Raw genomic sequence first — 21,568 nt, 5'->3', positions numbered from 1 at the left:
TCATTTCCAGGCCTGAAAGATCAGTACTGGTTGGGTTCCATCTCCAGCTCGACCTTGAAACGCTTGAAGATATCCTGCTGGATACGTAGCGCCAGGTTGGCAATCTCGCGCCCTGTGGCTGCGCCGTAGTTGACCAGCACCAGGGCCTGCAGCTTATGCACGCCCGCATCGCCGTCACGAAAGCCCTTCCACCCTGCCTTGTCGATCAGCCAGCCGGCGGCGAGTTTCATTTGCCCGTCGGCCTGAGGGTATGCGACCAAGTCCGGGTATTGGCTTTGCAGTTCGGCAGCGAGGGCCTGGGACACCAGTGGGTTCTTGAAGAAGCTGCCGGCATTGCCCAACTCTGCCGGGTCCGGCAGTTTCTCGCGGCGAATGCTGCAAATCGCCCGGCTCACATCGCTTGGTGTAGCGTGGGTGATGCCCTGCGCGGTCAGGCGCTGTTGCACCGGGCCGTAGTCGAGTTTCAGGTGAGTGGTGCGGCTGAGGACAAAGCGTACCCGCAGGATCAACCACCGCCCGACTTCATGCTTGAACAGGCTGTCACGGTAAGCAAAGTTGCATTCGTCCAGGCTGAAATCCCGCAGTTCGCCTGTCTGGCGATCCAGGGCGGTGAGGCCGGCGAAGACATCCTTGATCTCCACGCCATAGGCCCCGATGTTCTGCATGGGTGCGGCGCCGACGGTGCCGGGGATCAGGCTGAGGTTTTCCAGGCCGCAGAAGCCGTGCTCAAGGGTCCACAGGACGAACGGGTGCCAAGCTTCGCCCGCTTCGGCTTCGACCACCACGTGCACGCCATCGTCGTGCAGCACGCGAATGCCTCGGGTTGCCATGCGCAATACCAGCGCCGGGACATCCTGGGTCAACAGCAAATTGCTGCCCCCACCAATCACCAGCAACGGTACCGCGTGTGCAGCGGCATAGGCGATGGCTTCGCGAACCTCGGCATCGCTGTGGGCCTCGGCAAATAATTGAGCGAGCACATCAATGCCGAAGCTGTTGAATGGCTTGAGCGATACCTGCGCAAGCACTTGCAAGGTCATAACCGCCCCTTCAATTCGATCACCAATAAATCACAGGCGCGCTCGATCAGGTCCAGGACCCGCTCGAAACCTTGTTCACCTTCGTAGTAAGGGTCTGGCACTTCGTCCACTTCGCCGTCAAAGCGGCGCAGGAACAAGTCCAGTTCCGCCTTGCCCTGCCCCGGCTGCATGGCCTTGAGGTTGCGCAGGTTGCTGTGGTCCATGGCCAGGATCAGGTCATAGCGCGCAAAGTCGGCGCGGGAAACCTGCTGGGCACGCTGGAATGACAGGTCGTAACCACGCCCCAGTGCCGCACGCTGGCTGCGCTGGTCCGGCGGGTTGCCGATATGCCATTCACCGGTGCCGGCAGACGCCACCTCGATCTGGCCGGCCAAGCCCGCCTCGCGCAATTTATGGCGCAGGACGCCTTCAGCGGTTGGCGAGCGGCAGATATTGCCCAGGCATACAAACAGAACTTCCATCAGGCGCCCAGCAGGCGACGGACGCGTTCGAGATCTTCCTGAGTGTCGACGCCCGCCGGCGGCGCTTCCAACGCATCGCCCACATGGATGCGCACGCCGTGCCACAGGGCGCGCAGTTGCTCCAGGGATTCGGTGTTTTCCAGCCAGCACGGGCCCCAGCTGACAAAATCATGCAGGAAACCGGCGCGGTAGGCGTAGATGCCGATATGGCGGCGATACGGCACGCCTTCCGGCAACACGTCGCGACTCCTGGCAAAGGCATCCCGCGCCCACGGCAAGGTAGAGCGACTGAAGGTCAGTGCCAGGCCGTTGATGTCGCTGACCACTTTCACCACGTTCGGGTTGAACAGCGTCTCGATATCTTCGATCGGTTCGGCCAAGGTCGCCATACGCGCCTCGCCATGGGCCGCGAGGTTGGCGGCGACCTGGTCGATGACACCCGGCGGTATCAATGGCTCGTCACCTTGCACGTTGACCACGATGGCGTCGGGCGCCAGGCCAAGCTTGGTCGCCACCTCGGCCAGACGATCAGTGCCGGAGTTATGGTCTTCGCGGGTCAGGACCGCTTCGGCACCGAACCCTTTGCACGCCTCGATGATACGCGGGTCATCGGTGGCCACCACTACCCGCTCGGCGCTGCTCTTGCACGCTTGTTCCCACACCAGCTGGATCATCGGCTTGGTGCCGATCAGTTGCAGCGGTTTGCCCGGCAGACGCGTCGAGGCATAGCGCGAGGGGATGACGACGGTAAAGGCGGTGGTCATTTATCCAGGCGCTCATCGGTGGTCAGGGTACGGGCTTCGCTTTCAAGCATCACCGGGATGCCGTCACGGATCGGGTAAGCCAGGCCGGCACCTTTGCTGATCAGCTCGGTTTTGTCGGCGCTGAGCTTGAGCGGGCCTTTGCAGATCGGGCAAGCGAGGATGTCGAGCAGTTTGGTGTCCATGAGTGATTCCTGGAAAGAAGCGTTAAGGCAATAGACGGTTGGGCAGCAGACGCATCAACTGCGTGTCGAACCAGGCGACGAACGCTGGCGACGGCACCGCATCCACCGCAAGGTACCACCAGTCGGGCTGGGCAAAGGCGCGGCACTTCACCGCGTCCTTTTCGGTCATGACCAGCGGCAATGACGGGGTAAAATTCAAGACCTCGGCGCTGTAGGGCGCATGGTCGGCAAAAGCATGGGGCAGCGGCTGCCAGTGTAGCGTTTCAAGGGTATTGAAGAAACGTTGCGGATTGCCGATACCGGCGACCGCATGCACCTGTTGGCCCGGCGCAAAGTGCGTGACGGGCTGGCGCTCGCCGCTGCGCAGGTTGACCAGCGCGGTGGGCTGCAGTCGGAACGCAAAACCATCCTCACGGTCCGAACCGGCACCGTTATAGAGCAACGCATCTACACTTTGCAGGCGCTCCACCGGCTCGCGCAACGGCCCGGCCGGCAGGCAGCGACGATTGCCGAGGCCACGGGCAGCGTCGATCAGCACCAGTTCGAGATCGCGGGCCAGGCGGTAATGCTGCAGGCCGTCGTCGGAGAGGATCAGGTCCAGCGGTTCACTGGCCAAGAGGGCCTTTACCGCGCGGCTGCGGTCGGGGTCGATCATCAGCGCTACGCCGCTGCGCTGCACGATCAGCAAGGGCTCGTCGCCGGCCACCTCGGCACTGTGGCTGGCCTCGACCCGCCACGGCAACTGCGGCGGCTGGGCACCGTAGCCACGGCTGACCACGCCCACGCGCAAACCGCTACGACGGCAATGCTCGATCAACCACAGGATCAGCGGCGTCTTGCCGGTGCCTCCCACGGTGATATTGCCGACCACCACCACCGGCACCGGCGATTGATAAATCTCGCCCTCGCCTGCCACGAAGCGCGCACGCTTGCGTTGCACCACGCGGCGATACAGTGACTCCAGCGGCCGCAACAGCACCAATGCCGGATGGCCCTCGTACCAGGCCTTGAGCAAACGATCGGACATGGCCATCAGGGCGGGCTCGCCGCCTCGACGGTGGTCATGCGCAAATGGCTGAAGCCGAGCTTGCCGGCCGCGTCCATGGCGGTGATCACCGCTTGGTGCTGGGTCTTGCCATCAGCACTGATCGACAGCGGTAGCTGGGTGTCGCCACCGGACTCCTTCTGCAAGGCCTCCATCAGGCCGGCGAGGTCGTTTTTCTGCAGCAATTGGTTATTCACTGAAAATACGCCTTCTGCGCTGATGGCGATATCCAGTTGCTTGACCTGCTGGTCTTCGGCAGGTGAACCGCTCACCGCCTCGGGCAAGTCGACACGCAGCTGGGTTTCCCGGGTGAAGGTGGTGGTCACGACAAAGAACAGCAGCAGGATGAACACCACGTCGATCAATGACGCGAGGTTGATATCGACATTTTCCCGTTGCTTGCGGCGAAATTTCACGCTTTGCCCTCGACCAGGTCTACGTCACGATCGCCCTGCACCACTTCCACCAGCTTGATGGCCTCCTGTTCCATGCCAACCACCAGTTCGTCGATGCGACGCTGCAGGAAGCGGTGGAAGAACACCGAAGGAATCCCCACCATCAGGCCGGCGGCGGTGGTGATCAATGCCTTGGAAATCCCCCCGGCCAATACTGCCGCGTTGGTGGTCATGCCCGAGCCCATGAACGAGCTGAAGATATCGATCATGCCCAGCACCGTGCCGAGCAAACCGAGCAGCGGCGCCATGGCGGCAATGGTGCCGAGGGCATTGATGTAGCGCTCCAGTTCATGGATAACCCGGGCAGCCGCTTCTTCGATGCACTCTTTCATGATCTCGCGACCATGCTTGGAGTTGGCCAGGCCGGCGGCGAGGATTTCACCCAGCGGCGAATTGGCGCGCAGCTCCTTGAGTTTTTGCTTGTCGAGCTGTTTGTTCTTGATCCAGCCCCAGACCTGCCCCAGCAGGTGTTCAGGGGTCACGCGACTGGCGCGCAGGGTCCACAGGCGTTCGGCGACGATGCCGAGTGCGGCGATGGAGCTCAGAATGATCGGCAACATCATCCAGCCGCCGGATTTGACCAATTCCCACACAGTGAATGTCCCCTCGAAAAAGTGCGCCACTTTACCATATAGGTTCGGCAGCGGGGTTCGTCGGCAACAGGCCCGCCTGTCGCGACCCTGAGTCTTTGGTAACGCTGGGTTACGGTAACGGTTCGCGCCAGAAACGACGTTGACTGCGCGCAACCGTTGGTGGCGTGAATGCCCCCAGGCGCAGCCGTACAGCGCCTTGCTCGGCACTGTCATATACCCGGCTACCCAGCGCCTGATAGCGCTTCAGCACCTGCGGATGCGGATGGCCGAACGCGTTGCCGCGCCCCCGGGAAATCAGCACCGCGGTTGGCGCCAGCCGCTGCAGGAAAGCCCAGGACGAAGAACTGCGGCTGCCATGGTGCGGGACTTGCAGCCAGTCGGTCGGAACCGCCAGCGGCGAGGCCAGAAATGCTTGCTCGGCGGCGCGATCGATATCACCGGTGAGCAGCAGGCGTTCGCCGTTGGCCTGGACCTGCAATACACAGGATTTCGGATTGCCCTCGATAGCACCAGGCCATTGCCACAGTTCGAATGCCACGCCGTCCCACTTCCAATGTTCACCACTCCTGCAGGGTTGCGTAGCGAGAAACGCCGGCAGCCCTTCGGTTTCACCGCCCACCACACGCTTGACGGGCAGGCCACGGGCCACCGCCGCGGCACCGCCGGCATGATCGGCATCGGCATGACTGAGCAGCATCATGTCCAACTGCCCTACCCCGAGCTTCTGCAACGACGGCAAGACCACGCGCGCGCCCAGATCGACAGGCCCCGAGCGCGGCCCGGCATCGTAGAGCAAGGTGTGATGGCGGGTACGCAGGATCAGTGCCTGGCCCTGGCCGACATCCAGTTGCAACACCTCCATCTGGCCATGGGGCACCCCATCTCTGGGTGGAAACACTGCCACCAATAGCATGGGCCAACCCAGCACTCGGAATGGCAGCCCCTTGGGCAACAACACAATCACTGCGCCCGCCAGGCTCACCAGCCAATACCTCAAAGGCACCTCAGCCGGTACCCAGGCCGGCAGTTGTGCAGCGAGCAGCGCCAGGCCCTTGAACAATCCGTCCAGTGCGCCACCGGCCAGCCACAACACGCCCTCGCCGACCAACGGCACCCACAGCAGCGCCGTGCCCAGCAGCGCCAAAGGCAGTACTACCAGGCTGATCCAGGGCACGGCGAACAGATTGGCCGCTGGGGCACTAAGGCTGATGGGCAACCCCAACACCAGCAGGACCGGAAACAAGCCAATTGCGATCAACCACTGGGGGCGGGTCCAGATTTGCCAGACGCTCCACGGCCCCAGGCGCCCGCTGAATGCCAGCACCAACACCGCGACCGCCGCAAACGACAACCAGAACCCCGGCTGTAGACTGGCCAGGGGTTCGATGAGCAACACGCCATTCAACGCCAGCAACAACGGCCACCACACCCCCAAATGGCGAAAACGCAAACGCCACAGCAGCACCAGGCCCACCATCACACAAGCCCGCTGCACCGGCACGCCGAACCCTGCCAGCAGGCCATAGCCCAACGCCCCGGCAAACGCCAAGCCGCACGCCCATGGCAGCCATGGCCAGCCTCGCGGCCAGCAACCATAGCGCGCCAACATCGCGATCAAGCCGTAGATCAACCCCGCCAACAAGCCAATGTGCTGTCCGGAAATCACCAGCAGATGCACCGTGCCGGTGTTCTGCAACACCTGCCAATCCTCAGGTGCAAGCCCGGAACCGTCGCCCAGCACCAACGCCGCCAGGCCCGCCTCGCGGCCGTGCGCTTCCACGGCCATCAGGCGCTGGCGAACCGCATCACGCCAGGCATTGCGCGCCGGCGCCAGGCGCTCACCATCCTTCACCGTCGCGCTGGCGCCGATACGCTGGGCCAGCAGCCAGGCTTCGTGGTCAAAGCCATGAAAATTGAGCAGGCCGGCGGGCCGCTTGAGCGTCAGTGCCAGACGCCAGTACTCGCCGCTGTTTACGGTCGGCCCGCCGTGCCAGGACACCCGGATACGTTTGGGCAGCCGTGCATTGCGCGACCGACTGTCGGCCAACTCGAAACGCACGCCCGTGCCGGTCTGCTGCGGCAAGCCGATGACACGCCCTTGTACCCAGCGCGTCTGCCCGTCCAGCGCCGGTTGCAATCGATCATCCAGCGCCCACTGTGCGCTGATGCAGGCCCAACTCAGGCCGACCAGAAAAAACGCCACGGGATAGGTGCGAAAAGGCAGCAGCATCAAGGCCAGTATCAGCATGGCCAGCAACCCGGCGCCAGACGGCAATGCGGGTAACCAGCGCAATACCAGCAACCCCAGCGCCAGCGCGAACATCCCTGTTTTCATGAATCATCCTTTTCCAGTGATCCATTCAGTCTTAGCCGGCTGACCGATAGCGCCTATGATGTTTTGTCACAAAGTCTGAATTTTCTGTTTATAGAATCCGGGCATACTTGCCCTTCAAATTGACCTGGACCCCTTATGCCCCGGCGCTTATTCAAACGGTACATGCCCGATCCCAGCAGCATCAGGGAACACAAGTCATTACAGTTTCTTGGCACCCTGCTGCATGATCCGAACCTCTGGCACCTGAACCGGCATTCGGTGGCTCGCGCCATGGCGGTGGGTTTATTCGCGGCGTTTATACCGATTCCTTTGCAGATGCTGCTTGCGGCGATCCTTGCGATCACTGTGCGCGGCAATATGCCGATAGCAGTCAGCCTGGTGTGGCTGACCAATCCGGTCACCATGCCGGTGGTATTCGTCTGTACCTACCTGACCGGCGCCTGGCTGATGAATGTGCCGCCACGCAGCCTGCCCGACGACCTGACCTGGGAATGGATCAGCGGCCAGTTGAGCACGCTCTGGCAACCGTTTCTGCTGGGTTCGGTGGTACTGGGGCTGGTGCTGGGGGCGCTGGCTTATTGCTTGACCATGGCCTACTGGCGCTGGTGGGTCGCGCACCAGTGGAAGAAACGCAAGCTGCGTCGCCGTTGACGGTTAACGGGCCGGCAAGCGTATATGTACGCGCAAACCCGGCCCGCAGTTCTGCGCCCATAAGCGCCCGCCCTGACGCTGCACGGCGTTGCGGGCAATGCTCAAGCCCAGGCCGAACCCGCCGTCGCCGGGCCGCGAGCCGTCCAACCGGGTAAAGGGCGCGAAGATAGTTTCCAAATCCTGCTCATCAATACCGCCGCCCTGGTCCTGTAGCCAGATATGCCAATAGTCCCCTTCGCGGCAGCCATCAAGTAGCACGGTGCCCTCGGCTGGCGAGTGGCGTATGGCGTTGCGCAGGATATTTTCCAGGGCCTGGGCCAGTGCATTCAGGTTGCCGCGCACCCAACTGTCGGCCGGCAACAGACATGGCAGGCGCGATGCCGGCCAGTGGCTTTCGAAACAGGCATTTTCGCGCAACATGTCCCACAACGCCTGGAGCTGAATGTCTTCCTGGGGCAGCGGCGCTGTTTCGCTGTCGAGCCAGGCCAGTTGCAGACTGTCTTCCACCAGGCGCTGCATGGCGTCGATTTCCCGACCCAGGCGCTCACGCAGCCTGGCCGGGTCTTGCTCGCTGTCGCAGGCCACCCGCAGGCGGCTCAAAGGCGTGCGCAATTCATGGGACATGTCGCGCAGCAACTGCTGTTGCAAGCGCACCGTGCCCTGCAAGCGTTCAGACATATGGTCAAAGGCGCGCCCCAGCTCCCCGAGCTCATCCTGGCGACTGGTCGCATCCCGGGACATACGCGTATTCAACTGATCTGCACGCCAGGCATTGGCCTGCTCGCGCAATTGATTGAGCGGCATGATCAGCAGCCGATAAAGGCCGATGCACAGCAACAAGGTAAACAGGCCCGGGATGACGCCATTGGTCACCACCCGCCAGAACAGTTGATAACGCCCCGGCATAAAGCGCTGCGGCAACTCGATCACCAGCGACCCCATCCCCGGATCAACCGGAAACGGTACCTTCATCCACGGCAAACCGATGACATGCCGGCTGACCGGCCAATCCAGCCCGCGTAAAAAGGTCAGGCGCTGGCTTTCCTTGTCGCTGAGCGGCGTGCTGCCCAGGGATTGCAAATCGTTGCCGATCACACCCACCCAGGTGGTTTCACGCTTGGCCATCAATTGCAACCAGGCATCCACGCCGGCGCGGCCTTGTGTACTCCACGCCAGTTCGGCACCTGCGGCGTAACCGCTGAGGATCTCCCGCGACTTGTCGGACAGGTAAGCACTCTGCTGCTCCATGTAGCGGCCCCACGACCAACTGAGCCAAATCATCAGCAAACAGAAGGCGATCAACAGGCAGGCCAGCTTCCAGAACAATGAGTGTTTGCCAGGCAGCCGCTCAAAGCCCTTCATCATGACCGCTCAGCACATAGCCCTTGCCCCACACTGTACGCACTTCACGCTCGGCGTAGCCGATGGCCTTGAGTTTGCGGCGAATCTGACTGACGTGCATGTCGAGGCTGCGGTCATGGGGTGCATAACCGCGCTGCAGCACGTGTTGATACAGGAAGGCTTTGCTGAGCACTTCTTCAACATTGCGCTGCAGGGTTTCCAGCAGCCGGTATTCGCTGCGCGTCAACCCGGCCCAGTGTTGCTGGCAGGCCACATCACAGCGCTCATCGTCAAACTGCAACACCCGGGCATCCTCACGCATCACCGGGCGCGGCGGCTCGGGGCGGCGATCCAGGGCCACGCGGCGCAGGATGGCTTCAATGCGCACACGCAGCTCTACCATGCTGAACGGTTTGGGCAGGTAGTCGTCCGCCCCCAGGCGAAAACCGCTGATGCGATCGGCTTCAGCGCCCAGGGCCGACATCAGGATCACCGGCATGGCATGGCTCTTGCGCAAATGGGTGAGGATCGACAAGCCGTCGAGCCCCGGCAGCAGGATGTCCATCAACACCAGGTCGAACGCCTGCTCGCAAGCCATTTGCAGGCCCTGCTGGCCGTTGCGGCACCACGTCACCTGAAAACCACTGCGGCCAAGTTGCTCATGCACGTAGGCACCCAGCACGGGGTCATCTTCGATGGTCAGGATTGTGGGTAGGCCAACTGCTGCGGGAGTCATTAGCGTCTGCAAGTCATTCTCAATCACTGATTATTCAAGATTAAACGTTCACAGGCAATCGCCACCCGGCGCCGAATGGCCCGAAGATTGCCGCATGTCATTAATTTGCAAGATTCCAGGTCGTGCAAATGGCTACACTGCGCAGGTGGCGCGGGCCGGATGCCTGTGTGGATAATGGATAACAACGTGGTAGCAGGAGAGTGGCGTGCTTAGAAGAATGGGGATAAAAGGCCGCGTACTGTTGCTGACCTTATTACCGACCAGCCTGATGGCTCTGTTGTTGGGAGGCTATTTCACCTGGATGCAACTCTCGGAGTTGCAGAGCCAGTTGTTGCAGCGCGGCGAAATGATTGCCGAGCAATTGGCGCCATTGGTAGCGCCGGCCCTGGGCCACAAGAACGCCGAGCTGCTGGAGCGCATCGCCACCCAGTCCCTGGAGCAACCGGACGTGCGCGCCGTGTCGTTCCTGGCGCCAGACCGTTCGTCCCTGGCCCACGCCGGCCCGACCATGCTCAACCCACCACCCACCGGCAACAGTTCGCGCCTGTTGCAGCGCACCGGCAACGATGCCACCCGCTATCTGCTGCCGGTATTCGGCCGCCATCGCAACCTCGCCGGCGACGTGATCCCGGATGAGGCAGACCGCCTGCTGGGCTGGGTCGAAGTGGAGCTGTCCCACAATGGCATGTTGCTGCGCGGCTACCGCAGCCTGTTCGCCAGCCTGTTGTTGATCGCCATCGGCCTGATGTTCACCGCAGCGCTCGCCCTGCGGATCAGCCGTACCATCAATTCGCCGATTGGCCAGATCAAGCAAGCCGTGGCCCAGCTCAAAGACGGCAACCTGGAAACACGCCTGCCGCCTCTGGGCAGCCAGGAACTGGACCAGCTCGCATCGGGTATCAACCGCATGGCCGAAACCCTGCAGAACGCCCAGGAAGAACTGCAACACAGCATCGACCAAGCCACCGAGGACGTACGCCAGAACCTGGAGACCATCGAGATCCAGAACATCGAGCTGGACCTGGCGCGCAAGGAGGCCCTGGAGGCCAGCCGTATCAAGTCCGAGTTCCTGGCCAATATGAGCCATGAGATCCGCACGCCGCTCAACGGCATCCTCGGTTTTACTCATCTGCTGCAAAAAAGCGAGCTGTCGCCGCGCCAGCTGGATTACCTGGGCACTATTGAAAAATCCGCCGATAACCTGCTGGGCATCATCAACGAAATCCTCGATTTCTCGAAGATCGAGGCCGGCAAGCTGGTGCTCGACAGCGTGCCGTTCAACCTGCGGGACTTGCTGCAAGACACCCTGACCATCCTCGCCCCCGCCGCCCATGCCAAGCAGCTTGAATTGGTGAGCCTGGTGTACCGCGATACGCCGCTGGCGTTGGTGGGCGACCCGCTGCGCCTCAAGCAGATCCTGACCAACCTGATCAGCAACGCGATCAAGTTCACCCGCGAAGGCACCATCGTCGCCCGGGCGATGGTCGAGGACGAACAGGAGGACAGCGTGCAATTGCGCATCAGCGTGCAAGACACCGGCATAGGCCTGTCCAACCAGGATGTGCGCGCGCTGTTCCAGGCGTTCAGCCAGGCCGACAACTCGCTGTCGCGCCAGCCTGGCGGCACCGGTCTGGGCCTGGTGATTTCCAAGCGTTTGATCGAGCAGATGGGCGGTGAAATCGGCGTCGACAGCACGCCGGGTGAAGGCTCGGAATTCTGGATCAGCCTGAACCTGCCCAAGACCCGCGACGACGTCGAAGACCTGCCCGCCCCGCCGCTGCTGGGTCGCCGCGTGGCCGTACTGGAAAACCACGAGCTGGCGCGCCAGGCCCTGCAACACCAACTGGAAGACTGCGGCCTGGAAGTCACACCCTTCAATACCTTGGAAAGCCTGACCAACGGCATCACCAGTGCGCACCAGACCGAACAGGCCATCAGCCTGGCGGTGCTCGGCGTGACGGCCAATGACATTCCGCCCGAGCGTCTCAACCAGCACTTGTGGGACCTTGAACACCTGGGTTGCAAGGTGCTGGTGCTGTGCCCGACCACCGAGCAGATGCTGTTCAACCAATCGGTACCCAACCCCAACAGCCAATTGCAGGCCAAGCCAGCCTGCACACGCAAGCTGCGCCGCTCCCTGGCCGACCTGATCAGCCCCCGCCCTTCACGCAGCGAGCCGGGTGAGCCGCTGTCCAGCCGTGCGCCGCGTGTGCTGTGCGTGGACGACAACCCGGCGAACCTGTTGCTGGTACAAACCCTGCTGGAAGACATGGGCGCCAAGGTGCAGGCGGTCGAGAGCGGTTACGCGGCCATTGATGCGGTGAAGCAGGAAACCTTCGATCTGGTATTGATGGATGTACAAATGCCCGGCATGGACGGCCGCCAAAGCACCGAGGCGATCCGCCAGTGGGAAAGCGAGCGCCACGGCACGCCGCTGCCGGTGGTGGCCCTCACGGCTCACGCCATGGCCAATGAAAAACGCGCCCTGTTGCAGAGCGGCATGGACGACTACCTGACCAAGCCCATCAGCGAGCGGCAACTGGCCCAGGTGGTGTTGAAGTGGACCGGCCTGGCCCTGCGTAACCAGGGCCCGGAACGCGTCAACGACGGCCTGGCTCAGGGTGTGCAACTGCTGGTGCTCGACCACGAGGAGGGCCTGCGCCTGGCCGCCAACAAGGCCGACCTGGCCGCCGACATGCTCGCCATGCTGCTGGCCTCCCTGGAAGCCGACCGCCTGGCAATTACCGTCGCCCGCGAAGCCAATGACAATCACGCCTTGATCGAGCGCGTGCACCGACTGCACGGCGCCACGCGCTACTGTGGCGTGCCGCAATTGCGCGCGGCATGCCAACGCGCTGAAACCCTGCTCAAGCAGGACGATGCCAAGGCCATGGCCGCGCTGGATGAACTGGACATGGCGATTGCGCGGCTGGCCAGTGAAGCCAGAGTCAGCGCCTGACGCAATTTTATGGACAACACCAATCAAAATGTGGGGGCAAGCCCCCTCCCACATTTAGTCAGCATTTCCATCGTGTAAATTGCAGGGAGCCTTCTTGATGCGCGTCATTCTGTTCAGCAGCCAGACCTACGACCGTGACAGTTTTCTCGGTGAACCGCTCCCCTCGGCCCTGGAGCTGCAATTCCAACCCGCCCGCCTCAACCTCGACACCGTAGCCCTGGCCGAACACCATGAGGTGGTCTGCGCCTTTATCAACGACGACCTCAGCGCCCCGGTGCTGGAGCAACTGGCCAAGGGCGGTACACGCCTGATTGCCCTGCGTTCGGCCGGCTACAACCATGTGGACTTGGTCGCCGCCAAACGCCTGGGCCTGAGCATCGTGCGCGTGCCCGCCTATTCGCCCCACGCCGTGGCCGAACACGCCGTGGCGCTGATCCTGGCTCTCAACCGCCGCCTGCACCGCGCCTACAACCGTACCCGTGATGGCGACTTCAGCCTTCATGGGCTCACCGGTTTCGATCTGGTCGGCAAAACCGTCGGCGTGGTCGGCACCGGGCAGATCGGCGCGACCTTCGCCAGGATCATGGCCGGCTTCGGCTGCCAATTGCTGGCTTATGACCCCTTCCCCAACCCACACGTCCAGGCCCTGGGCGCTCGCTACGTCAGCCTGCCCGACTTGCTGGCCGAGGCGCAGATCATCAGCCTGCACTGCCCGTTGACTGCCGACAGCAAACACCTGATCAACGCCCGTTCCCTGGCGCACATGCAGCCCGGTGCAATGCTGATCAACACCGGCCGCGGTGGCTTGGTCGATACGCCCGCGCTGATCGAAGCCCTCAAGGAGGGCCAATTGGGTTACCTGGGGCTGGACGTTTATGAAGAAGAAGCCCAGCTGTTTTTCGAGGACCGCTCGGACCTGCCCCTGCAAGACGACGTACTCGCGCGTCTGCTGACCTTCCCCAACGTGATCATCACTGCGCACCAGGCATTTCTCACCCGCGAGGCGCTGGCAGCGATTGCAGGCACGACGCTGGCCAACATTGTGGCGTGGGCCGATGGTCGTGCGCAGAACCTGGTCGAGGGTTGATCAGCGGTCACATACCAGGCTCATGATGGGCCGGCACCCGTGATAGGATGCCGCGCCTATTTGGAGGATCCATGGCCGAACACGATTTCCGCTTCAGCTTGCTGAGCCCGCAACACACCCTGATCGAATGCCGCGCCCTTGTGCCGGGCCGTTACCAGGTCACCGGCAACGGTGGTTCGATCAAGCACGGTGACGTGCTGATCGTCACCCTGCGCGGCAGTAAAACCCTGTCGATGCGCCTGACCGTCGAAGGTGACGCGCGCTACTCCATCCGCCCGGCGGGCCAATGGGTCGCCATGGCCCAGGGGCCGAAATTCGGCGAACTGGAAATTCACACCTGGAAGGTCAACTGCGACAGCTGCGACGCCGTGCTGGAGTTTGAATTTTCGGTGGAAACCAAGCTGACCAAAGAGCCGCTGCAACCGGCCGCCAATGCGCGCATCAAAGAACTCGGCTGGGCCAGTGAAGGCGACAAGCACCGCTGCCCGAAATGCCAGCAGGCCGCACAATGAAGGGCCCGCTGCTGCTCGCCGCAATCGGCGCGGCTCTGACGGGTTGTGCTACCGACGGCCCGAAGCTCGAACGCGACCACAGCTACGTGGTGGAGTGGATCGGTGAGCGCCCGCTGATGGACTACGCGCACCTGACCGTCACCCTTGGCGCTGATGGCCGCGCCTACGGCAACGGCGGCTGCAATCACTGGTTTGCACCGTATACCGTCGAGGGTGACAAGCTCAGCTTCGGACCTATCGGCAGCACCCGCAAAATGTGCGCCGAGGCGTTGATGGAGCAGGAGCACCGCTTCTTCCAGGCCCTGCAAGGCGTGCAGCGCTGGGACATCTCGCCGATCGAACAGACGCGGTTCTGGCCAGCCGAGGGCAAGCCGATTCGTTTATGGCTTGAAGAGGGCTGATATCCCCAATCTTTGGATTGATGGGATCTCAATGTGGGAGGGGGCTTGCTCCCTCCCACACTTTCTCTGAGGTGTTGCTTTAACCGCGCAGGGCCTTGAGCTTGGCCAGCACCCCTTCTGCGGTCTGCTCACCCATCAACTGCTCACGCACCTTGCCCTTGTCGTCGATGATGTAGGTCACCGGCAATGCCTCACTGCGTGGAATCTCGAAGATCCCGTCCGGGTTCTGGGCCAGGACCGTGAACTTGATCCCCAGCTTGTCGCTGGCGGCCTTCAGTTCCTCACCCTGCACGTTGTCGAAGTTAACCCCGAATACCTCCACACCTTGCCCTTTCAGTTGCTCGGCCAAGGCATTGAGCTCGGGGATTTCCGTGCGGCACGGGCCACACCATTCGGCCCAGTAGTTAACCACCAGCCACTGTTTGTCCAGGCGTTCGGCCGCCACTTTCTGGCCATATTGGTCAACGCCGTAATCGTTACCGCAGCCGCTGAGCAGCAGGGTTGTGATGATCGCCAATGCACCGATCAGTCGCCTTGTCATGGGGTATTCCTTCGCAAAAATGAACGTTGGCTGCGACCTATCGCCTCTTACGGTTTAAGGACAGGCGCCAGCGCAGGTAGAATACCCGCCACCTTACGCAAGATGCGACCCGCACATGACCGATCTGACGCTTTATCACAACCCGCGCTGCTCGAAATCCCGCGGTGCGCTCGAACTGCTTGAAGCTCGCGGCCTCAACCCGACCGTGGTGCGCTACCTGGAAACCCCGCTGGACGCCGCGCAAATCCAGGCCCTGCTCAAAAAACTCGGGATCAGCGCGCGCCAACTGCTGCGCACCGGCGAAGAGGAATACAAAACCCTCAACCTGGCCGATGCCAACTTGAGCGAAGCGCAATTGATCGCCGCTATCGCCGGGCACCCCAAGCTGATGGAACGCCCGATCCTGGCAACTGCCGACAAAGCCATCATTGGCCGCCCACCCGAGAACGTATTGGAGATTCTGCCGTGACCACGCCCTATGTGCTGGTGCTGTATTACAGCCGCAACGGCTCGGTAAGCGAAATGGCCCGGCAGATTGCCCGGGGGATCGAACAAGGCGGCATGGAAGCACGTCTGCGCACGGTGCCGGCGATTTCCACCGAGTGCGAAGCGGTTGCGCCGAGCATTCCCGAGGAAGGCGCGCTGTATGCCAGCCTGGATGATCTGAAGCACTGCTCAGGCCTGGCCCTGGGCAGCCCGACACGCTTTGGCAACATGGCTGCACCGCTCAAGTACTTCCTCGACGGCACCAGCAACCTGTGGCTCACCGGTGCCCTGGTCGGCAAGCCCGCCGGCGTGTTCACCTCTACCGCCAGCCTGCATGGCGGCCAGGAAACCACGCTGATGTCGATGTTACTGCCGCTGCTGCACCACGGCATGTTGATCACCGGTCTGCCTTACAGCGAACAGGCACTGCTTGATACCCAGGGCGGCGGCACGCCATACGGCGCCAGCCACCATTCCGGGCCTGACGGCAAGCGGCTGCTCGATCAACATGAAATCACCCTGTGCCGGGCCCTGGGCCTGCGCCTGGCCAAGACCGCCACGCTGCTGGAGCACGGCCGTGGCCAGGAAGCCTAAAGTCCTGCCGCCCCAGGCGTGGCTGGAACCGCGGGTCAAGGTTGCACGCGCACTGAGCCTGCTGGCGTTTTTTGCCCTGGTGGGCCTGTTGTGCGTGTATTACCTGTTGATTGCCGACCTTCACGGGGCGCGCCCATGGGTGATCCTGCTGATCGAACTGGTGCCGCTGCTGGTACTGGCGCCAGGGATGATGATCGGCAGTGCGCGCGGGCATTCGTGGATGTGCTTTGTGGTGAATCTGTATTTCATCAAGGGCGCGCTGGCGGCGTACGACCCGAACCGCCAGTGGTTCGGGGTGTTGGAGATGCTGGCGAGCCTGGCGGTGTTTTGCACGGCGCTGTTGTATGTGCGTTGGCGGCATCAGTTGAATCGGCAGTTGGCTGCAGAACCTGTATCGGCCTGAAGTCCGCTATCGCAGGCAAGCCAGCTCCCACATTTTGATAGGCGGCGCGGTCAAAATGTGGGCTTGCTCGCGAAGGCATCACCTGGGTCTCAATGGTTGACGGTGTACGCCAACATCATCGACAACTGGCACATCGGCCGCCCACTCTCGGCATGCCACTGGTTGAAGGCGCCCTGTACTGTGGCCAAATCCCGCAGGCTGGTCGGCGCCTTGTCGACGATCTTCTGCGCATTCAACGCCGCCACCACGTCATAGCTCGGCACAAACGTATCCTTGCCCACCATGCGCAGGAAACGCGGTGCCGACAGCCCGCCCAGTTGGTGGCCATGCTTGCTCAGGTATTTCCATAGCCCGACGATATCGGTTACCGGCCAATCGGCGACAAACGCACCGAAGCTGCCCTTTTCCTGCTCGATGTCCAGGATCATCTGCGCATTGCGCGGCACACTCTTGAGCTTGCCCAGGTGGCGGATGATGCGGGTGTCCTGCATCAGGCGTTCCAAGTGCTCGGCGCCCATCAGCACGACTTTTTCCGGATCGAAGCCGAAAAACACCTGTTCAAACGCCGGCCATTTCGCGTCGACCACACTGTGCTTCAAGCCCGCACGGAAGACCCGCAGCGCCAGGGTCGACAAGTAGCGGTCATCACTGATCTTGCGCAATTGCGCCGGGGTCTTGGGCACAGGCAGATGGGCTTCCAGCTCGGCCGCCGAACCGAAGCGGTTCAGACAATATTCGTGCAGCCACTTGTAATCGCGCATGCCCTCTCCTGGCAGTTGAATTGAAAACGGCGCCCGCAAGCGCCGTTTACTAGAGCCTCGACGAGGCTTAGAGGTTCACTACATTGACGAAACGCGAAGCAGCCGTCTCATCGATTTTCAAGCTGGTGAAATCGAACAGGTTGCGATCAGCCAGTTGAGACGGGATCACATTTTGCAGGCTGCGGAAGATGCTCTCGGTACGCCCGGGGGTCTTGCGCTCCCAGTCCAGCAGCATGTCCTTGACCACCTGGCGCTGCAGGTTTTCCTGGGAGCCGCACAGGTTGCAGGGGATGATCGGGAATTGCTTGAAGTCGGAGTACGCTTGGATGTCCTTCTCGTTGCAATACGCCAGCGGGCGGATTACCACATTGCGCCCGTCATCGGCGCGCAGCTTGGGCGGCATGGCCTTGAGCGAGCCATTGAAGAACATATTCAGGAAGAAGGTCTCGACGATGTCATCGCGGTGATGCCCCAGGGCCATCTTGGTCGCGCCGATCTCGTCGGCAAAGGTGTAGAGCGTGCCACGGCGCAGGCGCGAGCACAGCGAGCAGGTGGTCTTGCCTTCCGGGATCAGCTCCTTGACCACCGAGTAGGTGTCTTTCTCGACGATGTGGTACTCGATGCCCAGTTCTTTCAGGTAGGCCGGCAGCACGTGCTCGGGAAAGCCTGGCTGTTTCTGGTCCATGTTGACGGCGACGATCTCGAACTGGATCGGCGCGACCTTTTGCAGGTGCAGCAGTACGTCGAGCATGGTGTAGCTGTCTTTGCCACCAGAGAGGCAGACCATGACCTTGTCACCGTCCTCGATCATGTTGAAATCGGCGACCGCTTCACCGGCCAGGCGACGCAGGCGTTTTTGCAGTTTGTTCTGGTTGACCGTAAGAGTGCCCATGGCGCTTGGATCCGCTGAAGGTGTGTGACGAAAAGCGCAGCATTTTACCGATATGAGCGGCCGAGTTCCAATGTGGGAAGGGGCTTGCTCCCACATTTGACAGACCCCACCGCGATTAAGCGCCCTGTTTACAGCGCAATTTGCTCTAAAGGCCCTACAGTTATTCCGGTCATCACTTCCTATACTGCGACTTGAGGTCGCACACATATCCAGACCTTTCAGGCCATCTGGCCGGTGGGCGCTCCGATGGGGGGCGATGGTAATAACGACAGGAGTGACTGGCATGATCCATCACGTCGTGGGGCTTTTTACCCATCCCGACCAGGAATGGCGGGAAATCCGTGGCGATAAAGAAGAAAGTATCGGCCACATGTACCTCACTCACACCCTGATTCTCGCGGCGATCCCCGCCGTGTCCGCCTTTATCGGCACCACCCAGGTCGGCTGGGTCATCGGCAACCGGGCGCCGGTGATGTTGACCCAGGAAAGCGCGCTGTGGATGACGCTCATGTCTTACGCGGCCATGCTTGGCGGCGTTGCGGTGATGGGCGCGTTCATTCACTGGATGGCCCGCACCTACGACGCCAGCCCCAGCATGGCACGCTGCGTGGCCTTCGCCACCTATACCGCAACGCCACTGTTTGTCGGCGGGCTGACGGCACTCTACCCGCATATGTGGCTGGGCATGGTGGTCGGCACGGCGGCCATTTGCTACACGGTGTACCTGCTCTACGTGGGGCTGCCGACCTTCATGAGTATCGACCCGGACGAAGGCTTCCTGTTTTCCAGTTCGGTGTTGGCCGTGGGCCTGGTGGTACTGGTGGCGATCATGGCGTTTACCGTGATCGTCTGGGGCCTGGGCGTAGGGCCCATCTACACCAACTAGGCAACTCAACCCGCAGGCAAGGCCACCGCAAGGTGGCTTTGTGCGTTATGCATGACCATTCGGCGCCTGACAGATTCGGAAACACCCTGCTTTGCGGCATACTGGGCGTCTCTGGAGATTTGTACAGCATGCCCGAGCAACTCAATACCCGCGTCGAAGATTGTTTCCTGCAAGCCGAATCCTTTTTCAAACGAAGCTTCAAACGCCCCCAGGTCAGCCTCAAGCTGCGGGGCCAGAAAGCCGGTGTCGCGCATTTGCACGAGAACCTGCTGCGCTTCAACCCGCAGTTGTACCGTGAAAACAGCCAGCATTTTCTCAAGCAAACCGTGGCCCACGAAGTGGCGCACCTGATTGCCCACCAGTTGTTTGGCGAGCGTATCCAGCCCCACGGCGAGGAATGGCAGTTGATCATGCGCGGGGTCTACGAACTGCCGCCGGACCGCTGCCATACCTATGAGGTCAAGCGCCGCCAGGTGACCCGTTATATCTACCGCTGCCCGTGCGCGGACAGTGACTTCCCGTTCTCGGCGCAGCGCCATGGCCTGGTGAACCAGGGGCGGCGGTATTTGTGTCGGCGGTGTCGGCAGACTCTGGTGTTCACTGGGGAAACTCGAGTGGAATGAGGGCCTCTTCGCAGGCAAGCCAGCTCCCACATCAGGATCTGTGAACGCAATCAAAATGTGGGAGCTGGCTTGCCTGCGAAAGCGTCCGCTCAGTCAACCTACAACCTTGGCCTGACGCAATTCATCTATCCGCTGAGCACCGAACCCCAGCTCCACCAACACCTCGTCACTATGCGCCCCCACTGCCACCCCAATATGCCTGGGCGCCGGCAACCCTTCTGAGAACTTCAGCGGGCAGGCCAATTGCGCTTGTGTCGAGCCATCCCCCCGGGGCACATGGCTGACCAACTCCCGCGCCTTCAACTGCGGATGCTCAACAGCCTCCGCCAAGCTCAACACCGGCTCAACACACGCATCCACCCCGGCGAACAACTCGCACAGTTCCTCAAAACTGCGCTTCTCGAATTCCACCTGCAATGCCTGCTTCAAGGCCTCCTGCTGTTCAGGCTTCACGCTGTGGGCCGCCAGCTCCGGCCTTCCGAGCGCCTCACACAATTGCTGCATAAAGGCCGGCTCCAAGCTGCCCACCGACATCCAGCGCCCATCGCGAGTGCGATAGTAATCGTAAAAACTGCCACCATTGAGTACATGATTCTCCCAATCCGGCTCCACCCCGCAGGCCAGATAGCCAGCCCCGGCCATGGCGTTCAGGCTGAACGAACAATCGGTCATGCTCACATCCAGGTATTGCCCCACTCCGCTCTGCTGCCTGGCAATCACCGCCGCCAGCAAGCCCACCACCGCATGCAGCGAACCGCCGGCCACATCCGCCAGTTGCACGCCCAGCGGCAGCGGCCCGCTGTCTCGACGGCCGGTGTGGCTGGCCACACCGGCCAACGCCAGGTAATTGATATCGTGCCCGGCGCGGTCCTTGTAAGGGCCGGTCTGGCCGTAGCCGGTAATCGACACATAAATCAACCCGGGATTGATCGCCTTCAGCGCCTCATAACCCAGCCCCAGGCGTTCCATGACCCCAGGGCGAAACTGTTCGAGCAGAATGTCATGGCCCTTGACCAGCTCACGCACGATCTCCACCGCCTCGGCCTGCTTGAGATCCAGGGCCAGGCTGCGCTTGTTGCGGTTCAGATACGCGTGGCTGGCCGAGGTACCGCGGTCATGGGGCGGCAACACCCGCAACAGGTCCATGCGCGTGGGCGATTCGATACGCAGCACCTCGGCGCCCATATCCGCCAGCATCAACGAGGCAAACGGGCCGGGCAGCAAGGTGGAAAAATCCAGCACTTTAAGGGACGCCAAGGGACCAGACATAGAGACTCCATTCGGGTTGCGATCACCCACAGACTAGGCAGCCTGACGGCTACCGGCAATCGTCAGAACGATCAGCGACAGTGACCGTTTTGATCACGGCGGGCTTTTTCGCGGCGGCGGCTTTATCATTGGCCGACGTTTGTTGGCAGAGTCTCCCATGAAGTTCGCGATTGCACTGTATAGCGCCGCCCACGCGCCCTCCTCGCGCCGCGCCCTGCTGTTCGCCCAGGCAGCGCTGGCGGGCGGGCATGAGATTGTGCGGCTGTTTTTTTATCAGGATGGCGTGTACAGCGCGTCCAATAACATCGTAGCGCCCCAGGACGAGCCGGACATTGCGCGCCAATGGCGCGAGTTTGTCAGCCAGCACCAGCTCGACGGCGTGGTGTGTATCGCCGCCGCCTTGCGCCGTGGTGTGCTGAACGCCGAGGAGGCCGCACGCTATCAACGCAGCGCGGTCAATCTGCAGGCGCCATGGGCGTTATCGGGCCTTGGGCAGTTGCATGACGCGATCCAGGATGCCGACCGCCTGATCTGTTTTGGAGGGCCGTGAC

General features: G+C 61.9%; 25 protein-coding genes. 11 read left to right on the top strand and 14 right to left on the bottom strand.

The window, feature by feature from the left end:
• Window positions 1-20 precede the first annotated feature (20 nt).
• The 8 genes from murB to QMK52_RS18500 form a co-directional block, all read right to left on the bottom strand.
• A complete protein-coding gene (murB, locus tag QMK52_RS18535) occupies window positions 21-1,040 on the bottom strand; it encodes a UDP-N-acetylmuramate dehydrogenase (RefSeq protein WP_320403183.1) in 1,020 nt (339 codons plus the stop codon).
• A complete protein-coding gene (locus tag QMK52_RS18530; protein ID WP_005789044.1) occupies window positions 1,037-1,501 on the bottom strand; it encodes a low molecular weight protein-tyrosine-phosphatase in 465 nt (154 codons plus the stop codon). Before QMK52_RS18530 ends, murB begins: the two co-directional genes overlap by 4 nt.
• On the bottom strand, window positions 1,501-2,265 hold the full coding sequence (gene kdsB / locus QMK52_RS18525) for a 3-deoxy-manno-octulosonate cytidylyltransferase (RefSeq protein ID WP_320403182.1): 765 nt from the start codon (window positions 2,263-2,265) through the stop codon (window positions 1,501-1,503). Before kdsB ends, QMK52_RS18530 begins: the two co-directional genes overlap by 1 nt.
• Window positions 2,262-2,447, bottom strand: a complete 186-nt coding sequence (locus tag QMK52_RS18520) for a Trm112 family protein (protein WP_003174668.1) — start codon at window positions 2,445-2,447, stop codon at window positions 2,262-2,264. The genes kdsB and QMK52_RS18520 overlap by 4 nt, the downstream gene beginning before the upstream one ends.
• 22 nt (window positions 2,448-2,469) lie before the next feature.
• A complete protein-coding gene (gene lpxK, locus QMK52_RS18515) occupies window positions 2,470-3,480 on the bottom strand; it encodes a tetraacyldisaccharide 4'-kinase (RefSeq protein WP_194438565.1) in 1,011 nt (336 codons plus the stop codon).
• Complete coding sequence (locus QMK52_RS18510; RefSeq protein WP_005789054.1) at window positions 3,480-3,908, bottom strand: ExbD/TolR family protein; 429 nt, start codon at window positions 3,906-3,908, stop codon at window positions 3,480-3,482. The genes lpxK and QMK52_RS18510 overlap by 1 nt, the downstream gene beginning before the upstream one ends.
• The gene (locus QMK52_RS18505; RefSeq protein WP_005789055.1) at window positions 3,905-4,540 is read right to left on the bottom strand and encodes a MotA/TolQ/ExbB proton channel family protein; all 636 of its coding nucleotides are present in this window, start codon (window positions 4,538-4,540) and stop codon (window positions 3,905-3,907) included. The genes QMK52_RS18510 and QMK52_RS18505 overlap by 4 nt, the downstream gene beginning before the upstream one ends.
• 109 nt (window positions 4,541-4,649) lie before the next feature.
• The gene (locus QMK52_RS18500) at window positions 4,650-6,875 is read right to left on the bottom strand and encodes a DNA internalization-related competence protein ComEC/Rec2 (protein ID WP_320403181.1); all 2,226 of its coding nucleotides are present in this window, start codon (window positions 6,873-6,875) and stop codon (window positions 4,650-4,652) included.
• A gap of 135 nt (window positions 6,876-7,010) precedes the next feature.
• Here QMK52_RS18500 and QMK52_RS18495 point away from each other — a divergent pair, with 135 nt between their 5' ends.
• A complete protein-coding gene (locus QMK52_RS18495; RefSeq protein WP_005789057.1) occupies window positions 7,011-7,526 on the top strand; it encodes a DUF2062 domain-containing protein in 516 nt (171 codons plus the stop codon).
• Window positions 7,527-7,529: 3 nt separating this feature from the next.
• Here the strand turns inward: QMK52_RS18495 and QMK52_RS18490 are convergent, their stop codons facing one another.
• Both QMK52_RS18490 and QMK52_RS18485 read right to left on the bottom strand, forming a co-directional pair.
• A complete protein-coding gene (locus tag QMK52_RS18490) occupies window positions 7,530-8,888 on the bottom strand; it encodes a sensor histidine kinase (protein ID WP_032880642.1) in 1,359 nt (452 codons plus the stop codon).
• On the bottom strand, window positions 8,875-9,603 hold the full coding sequence (locus QMK52_RS18485; protein WP_005789059.1) for a response regulator transcription factor: 729 nt from the start codon (window positions 9,601-9,603) through the stop codon (window positions 8,875-8,877). The genes QMK52_RS18490 and QMK52_RS18485 overlap by 14 nt, the downstream gene beginning before the upstream one ends.
• 205 nt (window positions 9,604-9,808) lie before the next feature.
• Here QMK52_RS18485 and QMK52_RS18480 point away from each other — a divergent pair, with 205 nt between their 5' ends.
• The 4 genes from QMK52_RS18480 to QMK52_RS18465 all read left to right on the top strand — a co-directional run bounded on the left by QMK52_RS18480 (window position 9,809) and on the right by QMK52_RS18465 (window position 14,562).
• On the top strand, window positions 9,809-12,562 hold the full coding sequence (locus QMK52_RS18480) for a response regulator (protein ID WP_005789060.1): 2,754 nt from the start codon (window positions 9,809-9,811) through the stop codon (window positions 12,560-12,562).
• 97 nt (window positions 12,563-12,659) lie between these two features.
• Window positions 12,660-13,649 (top strand): 2-hydroxyacid dehydrogenase, encoded by a 990-nt coding sequence (locus QMK52_RS18475; RefSeq protein ID WP_320403180.1) that lies wholly within the window; start codon window positions 12,660-12,662, stop codon window positions 13,647-13,649.
• A gap of 71 nt (window positions 13,650-13,720) precedes the next feature.
• Entirely contained in the window at window positions 13,721-14,161 is a 441-nt protein-coding gene (locus QMK52_RS18470) for a hypothetical protein (protein ID WP_005789062.1), read from the top strand.
• Window positions 14,158-14,562 carry an META domain-containing protein gene (locus tag QMK52_RS18465; RefSeq protein WP_005789063.1) on the top strand — a complete coding sequence of 135 codons (405 nt, stop codon included), beginning with the start codon at window positions 14,158-14,160 and terminating at the stop codon, window positions 14,560-14,562. The genes QMK52_RS18470 and QMK52_RS18465 overlap by 4 nt, the downstream gene beginning before the upstream one ends.
• Before the next feature lie 79 nt (window positions 14,563-14,641).
• On the opposite strand, the gene QMK52_RS18460 is transcribed toward QMK52_RS18465, so the two are convergent.
• A complete protein-coding gene (locus QMK52_RS18460; protein ID WP_005789064.1) occupies window positions 14,642-15,103 on the bottom strand; it encodes a TlpA disulfide reductase family protein in 462 nt (153 codons plus the stop codon).
• Between the two features lie 115 nt (window positions 15,104-15,218).
• Here QMK52_RS18460 and arsC point away from each other — a divergent pair, with 115 nt between their 5' ends.
• The 3 genes from arsC to QMK52_RS18445 are packed head-to-tail and all read left to right on the top strand — an operon-like array spanning window position 15,219 to window position 16,586.
• Complete coding sequence (arsC, locus tag QMK52_RS18455) at window positions 15,219-15,572, top strand: arsenate reductase (glutaredoxin) (RefSeq protein ID WP_078821654.1); 354 nt, start codon at window positions 15,219-15,221, stop codon at window positions 15,570-15,572.
• Complete coding sequence (wrbA, locus tag QMK52_RS18450; RefSeq protein ID WP_005789066.1) at window positions 15,569-16,183, top strand: NAD(P)H:quinone oxidoreductase; 615 nt, start codon at window positions 15,569-15,571, stop codon at window positions 16,181-16,183. The genes arsC and wrbA overlap by 4 nt, the downstream gene beginning before the upstream one ends.
• Complete coding sequence (locus QMK52_RS18445; RefSeq protein WP_194438573.1) at window positions 16,167-16,586, top strand: DUF2069 domain-containing protein; 420 nt, start codon at window positions 16,167-16,169, stop codon at window positions 16,584-16,586. Before wrbA ends, QMK52_RS18445 begins: the two co-directional genes overlap by 17 nt.
• A gap of 89 nt (window positions 16,587-16,675) precedes the next feature.
• Here the strand turns inward: QMK52_RS18445 and QMK52_RS18440 are convergent, their stop codons facing one another.
• Together QMK52_RS18440 and ttcA are read right to left on the bottom strand one after the other, a co-directional pair.
• Complete coding sequence (locus QMK52_RS18440; protein ID WP_010209632.1) at window positions 16,676-17,347, bottom strand: DNA-3-methyladenine glycosylase I; 672 nt, start codon at window positions 17,345-17,347, stop codon at window positions 16,676-16,678.
• 67 nt (window positions 17,348-17,414) lie between these two features.
• Window positions 17,415-18,239, bottom strand: a complete 825-nt coding sequence (gene ttcA, locus QMK52_RS18435) for a tRNA 2-thiocytidine(32) synthetase TtcA (RefSeq protein WP_005789069.1) — start codon at window positions 18,237-18,239, stop codon at window positions 17,415-17,417.
• Between the two features lie 283 nt (window positions 18,240-18,522).
• Here ttcA and QMK52_RS18430 point away from each other — a divergent pair, with 283 nt between their 5' ends.
• Both QMK52_RS18430 and QMK52_RS18425 read left to right on the top strand, forming a co-directional pair.
• A complete protein-coding gene (locus QMK52_RS18430) occupies window positions 18,523-19,125 on the top strand; it encodes a Yip1 family protein (RefSeq protein WP_320403179.1) in 603 nt (200 codons plus the stop codon).
• A gap of 128 nt (window positions 19,126-19,253) precedes the next feature.
• Window positions 19,254-19,748, top strand: coding sequence for a SprT family zinc-dependent metalloprotease (locus QMK52_RS18425; protein ID WP_057703126.1), 495 nt, complete (start codon window positions 19,254-19,256; stop codon window positions 19,746-19,748).
• A gap of 93 nt (window positions 19,749-19,841) precedes the next feature.
• Here QMK52_RS18425 and QMK52_RS18420 read toward each other — a convergent pair whose 3' ends face one another.
• Window positions 19,842-21,017 (bottom strand): CaiB/BaiF CoA-transferase family protein, encoded by a 1,176-nt coding sequence (locus QMK52_RS18420; RefSeq protein WP_320403178.1) that lies wholly within the window; start codon window positions 21,015-21,017, stop codon window positions 19,842-19,844.
• Between the two features lie 157 nt (window positions 21,018-21,174).
• Between QMK52_RS18420 and tusD the strand changes: the two genes are divergently transcribed.
• Window positions 21,175-21,567 carry a sulfurtransferase complex subunit TusD gene (gene tusD, locus QMK52_RS18415; RefSeq protein WP_005789072.1) on the top strand — a complete coding sequence of 131 codons (393 nt, stop codon included), beginning with the start codon at window positions 21,175-21,177 and terminating at the stop codon, window positions 21,565-21,567.
• Window position 21,568 lies beyond the last annotated feature (1 nt).

Origin of the sequence: Pseudomonas sp. P9_2, from assembly GCF_034008255.1 — a bacterium.
Taxonomy (GTDB): Bacteria; Pseudomonadota; Gammaproteobacteria; order Pseudomonadales; family Pseudomonadaceae; genus Aquipseudomonas; species Aquipseudomonas synxantha_A.
The sequence above is the reverse complement of the archived record's forward strand: the minus strand, read 5'-3'. Positions and strand labels throughout refer to the sequence as shown.

Excerpts from the sequence above, each read along its gene's own strand:
- ttcA (WP_005789069.1), bottom strand. The coding sequence starts at position 18,239 with ATGGGCACTCTTACGGTCAACCAGAACAAACTGCAAAAACGCCTGCGT.
- QMK52_RS18520 (WP_003174668.1), bottom strand. The coding sequence starts at position 2,447 with ATGGACACCAAACTGCTCGACATCCTCGCTTGCCCGATCTGCAAAGGC.
- murB (WP_320403183.1), bottom strand. The coding sequence starts at position 1,040 with ATGACCTTGCAAGTGCTTGCGCAGGTATCGCTCAAGCCATTCAACAGC.
- QMK52_RS18465 (WP_005789063.1), top strand. The coding sequence starts at position 14,158 with ATGAAGGGCCCGCTGCTGCTCGCCGCAATCGGCGCGGCTCTGACGGGT.
- kdsB (WP_320403182.1), bottom strand. The coding sequence starts at position 2,265 with ATGACCACCGCCTTTACCGTCGTCATCCCCTCGCGCTATGCCTCGACG.
- QMK52_RS18490 (WP_032880642.1), bottom strand. The coding sequence starts at position 8,888 with ATGAAGGGCTTTGAGCGGCTGCCTGGCAAACACTCATTGTTCTGGAAG.
- QMK52_RS18460 (WP_005789064.1), bottom strand. The coding sequence starts at position 15,103 with ATGACAAGGCGACTGATCGGTGCATTGGCGATCATCACAACCCTGCTG.
- QMK52_RS18495 (WP_005789057.1), top strand. The coding sequence starts at position 7,011 with ATGCCCCGGCGCTTATTCAAACGGTACATGCCCGATCCCAGCAGCATC.
- QMK52_RS18470 (WP_005789062.1), top strand. The coding sequence starts at position 13,721 with ATGGCCGAACACGATTTCCGCTTCAGCTTGCTGAGCCCGCAACACACC.
- QMK52_RS18475 (WP_320403180.1), top strand. The coding sequence starts at position 12,660 with ATGCGCGTCATTCTGTTCAGCAGCCAGACCTACGACCGTGACAGTTTT.
- QMK52_RS18440 (WP_010209632.1), bottom strand. The coding sequence starts at position 17,347 with ATGCGCGATTACAAGTGGCTGCACGAATATTGTCTGAACCGCTTCGGT.
- QMK52_RS18430 (WP_320403179.1), top strand. The coding sequence starts at position 18,523 with ATGATCCATCACGTCGTGGGGCTTTTTACCCATCCCGACCAGGAATGG.
- arsC (WP_078821654.1), top strand. The coding sequence starts at position 15,219 with ATGACCGATCTGACGCTTTATCACAACCCGCGCTGCTCGAAATCCCGC.
- QMK52_RS18530 (WP_005789044.1), bottom strand. The coding sequence starts at position 1,501 with ATGGAAGTTCTGTTTGTATGCCTGGGCAATATCTGCCGCTCGCCAACC.
- QMK52_RS18425 (WP_057703126.1), top strand. The coding sequence starts at position 19,254 with ATGCCCGAGCAACTCAATACCCGCGTCGAAGATTGTTTCCTGCAAGCC.
- tusD (WP_005789072.1), top strand. The coding sequence starts at position 21,175 with ATGAAGTTCGCGATTGCACTGTATAGCGCCGCCCACGCGCCCTCCTCG.
- QMK52_RS18420 (WP_320403178.1), bottom strand. The coding sequence starts at position 21,017 with ATGTCTGGTCCCTTGGCGTCCCTTAAAGTGCTGGATTTTTCCACCTTG.
- QMK52_RS18485 (WP_005789059.1), bottom strand. The coding sequence starts at position 9,603 with ATGACTCCCGCAGCAGTTGGCCTACCCACAATCCTGACCATCGAAGAT.
- lpxK (WP_194438565.1), bottom strand. The coding sequence starts at position 3,480 with ATGGCCATGTCCGATCGTTTGCTCAAGGCCTGGTACGAGGGCCATCCG.
- QMK52_RS18500 (WP_320403181.1), bottom strand. The coding sequence starts at position 6,875 with ATGAAAACAGGGATGTTCGCGCTGGCGCTGGGGTTGCTGGTATTGCGC.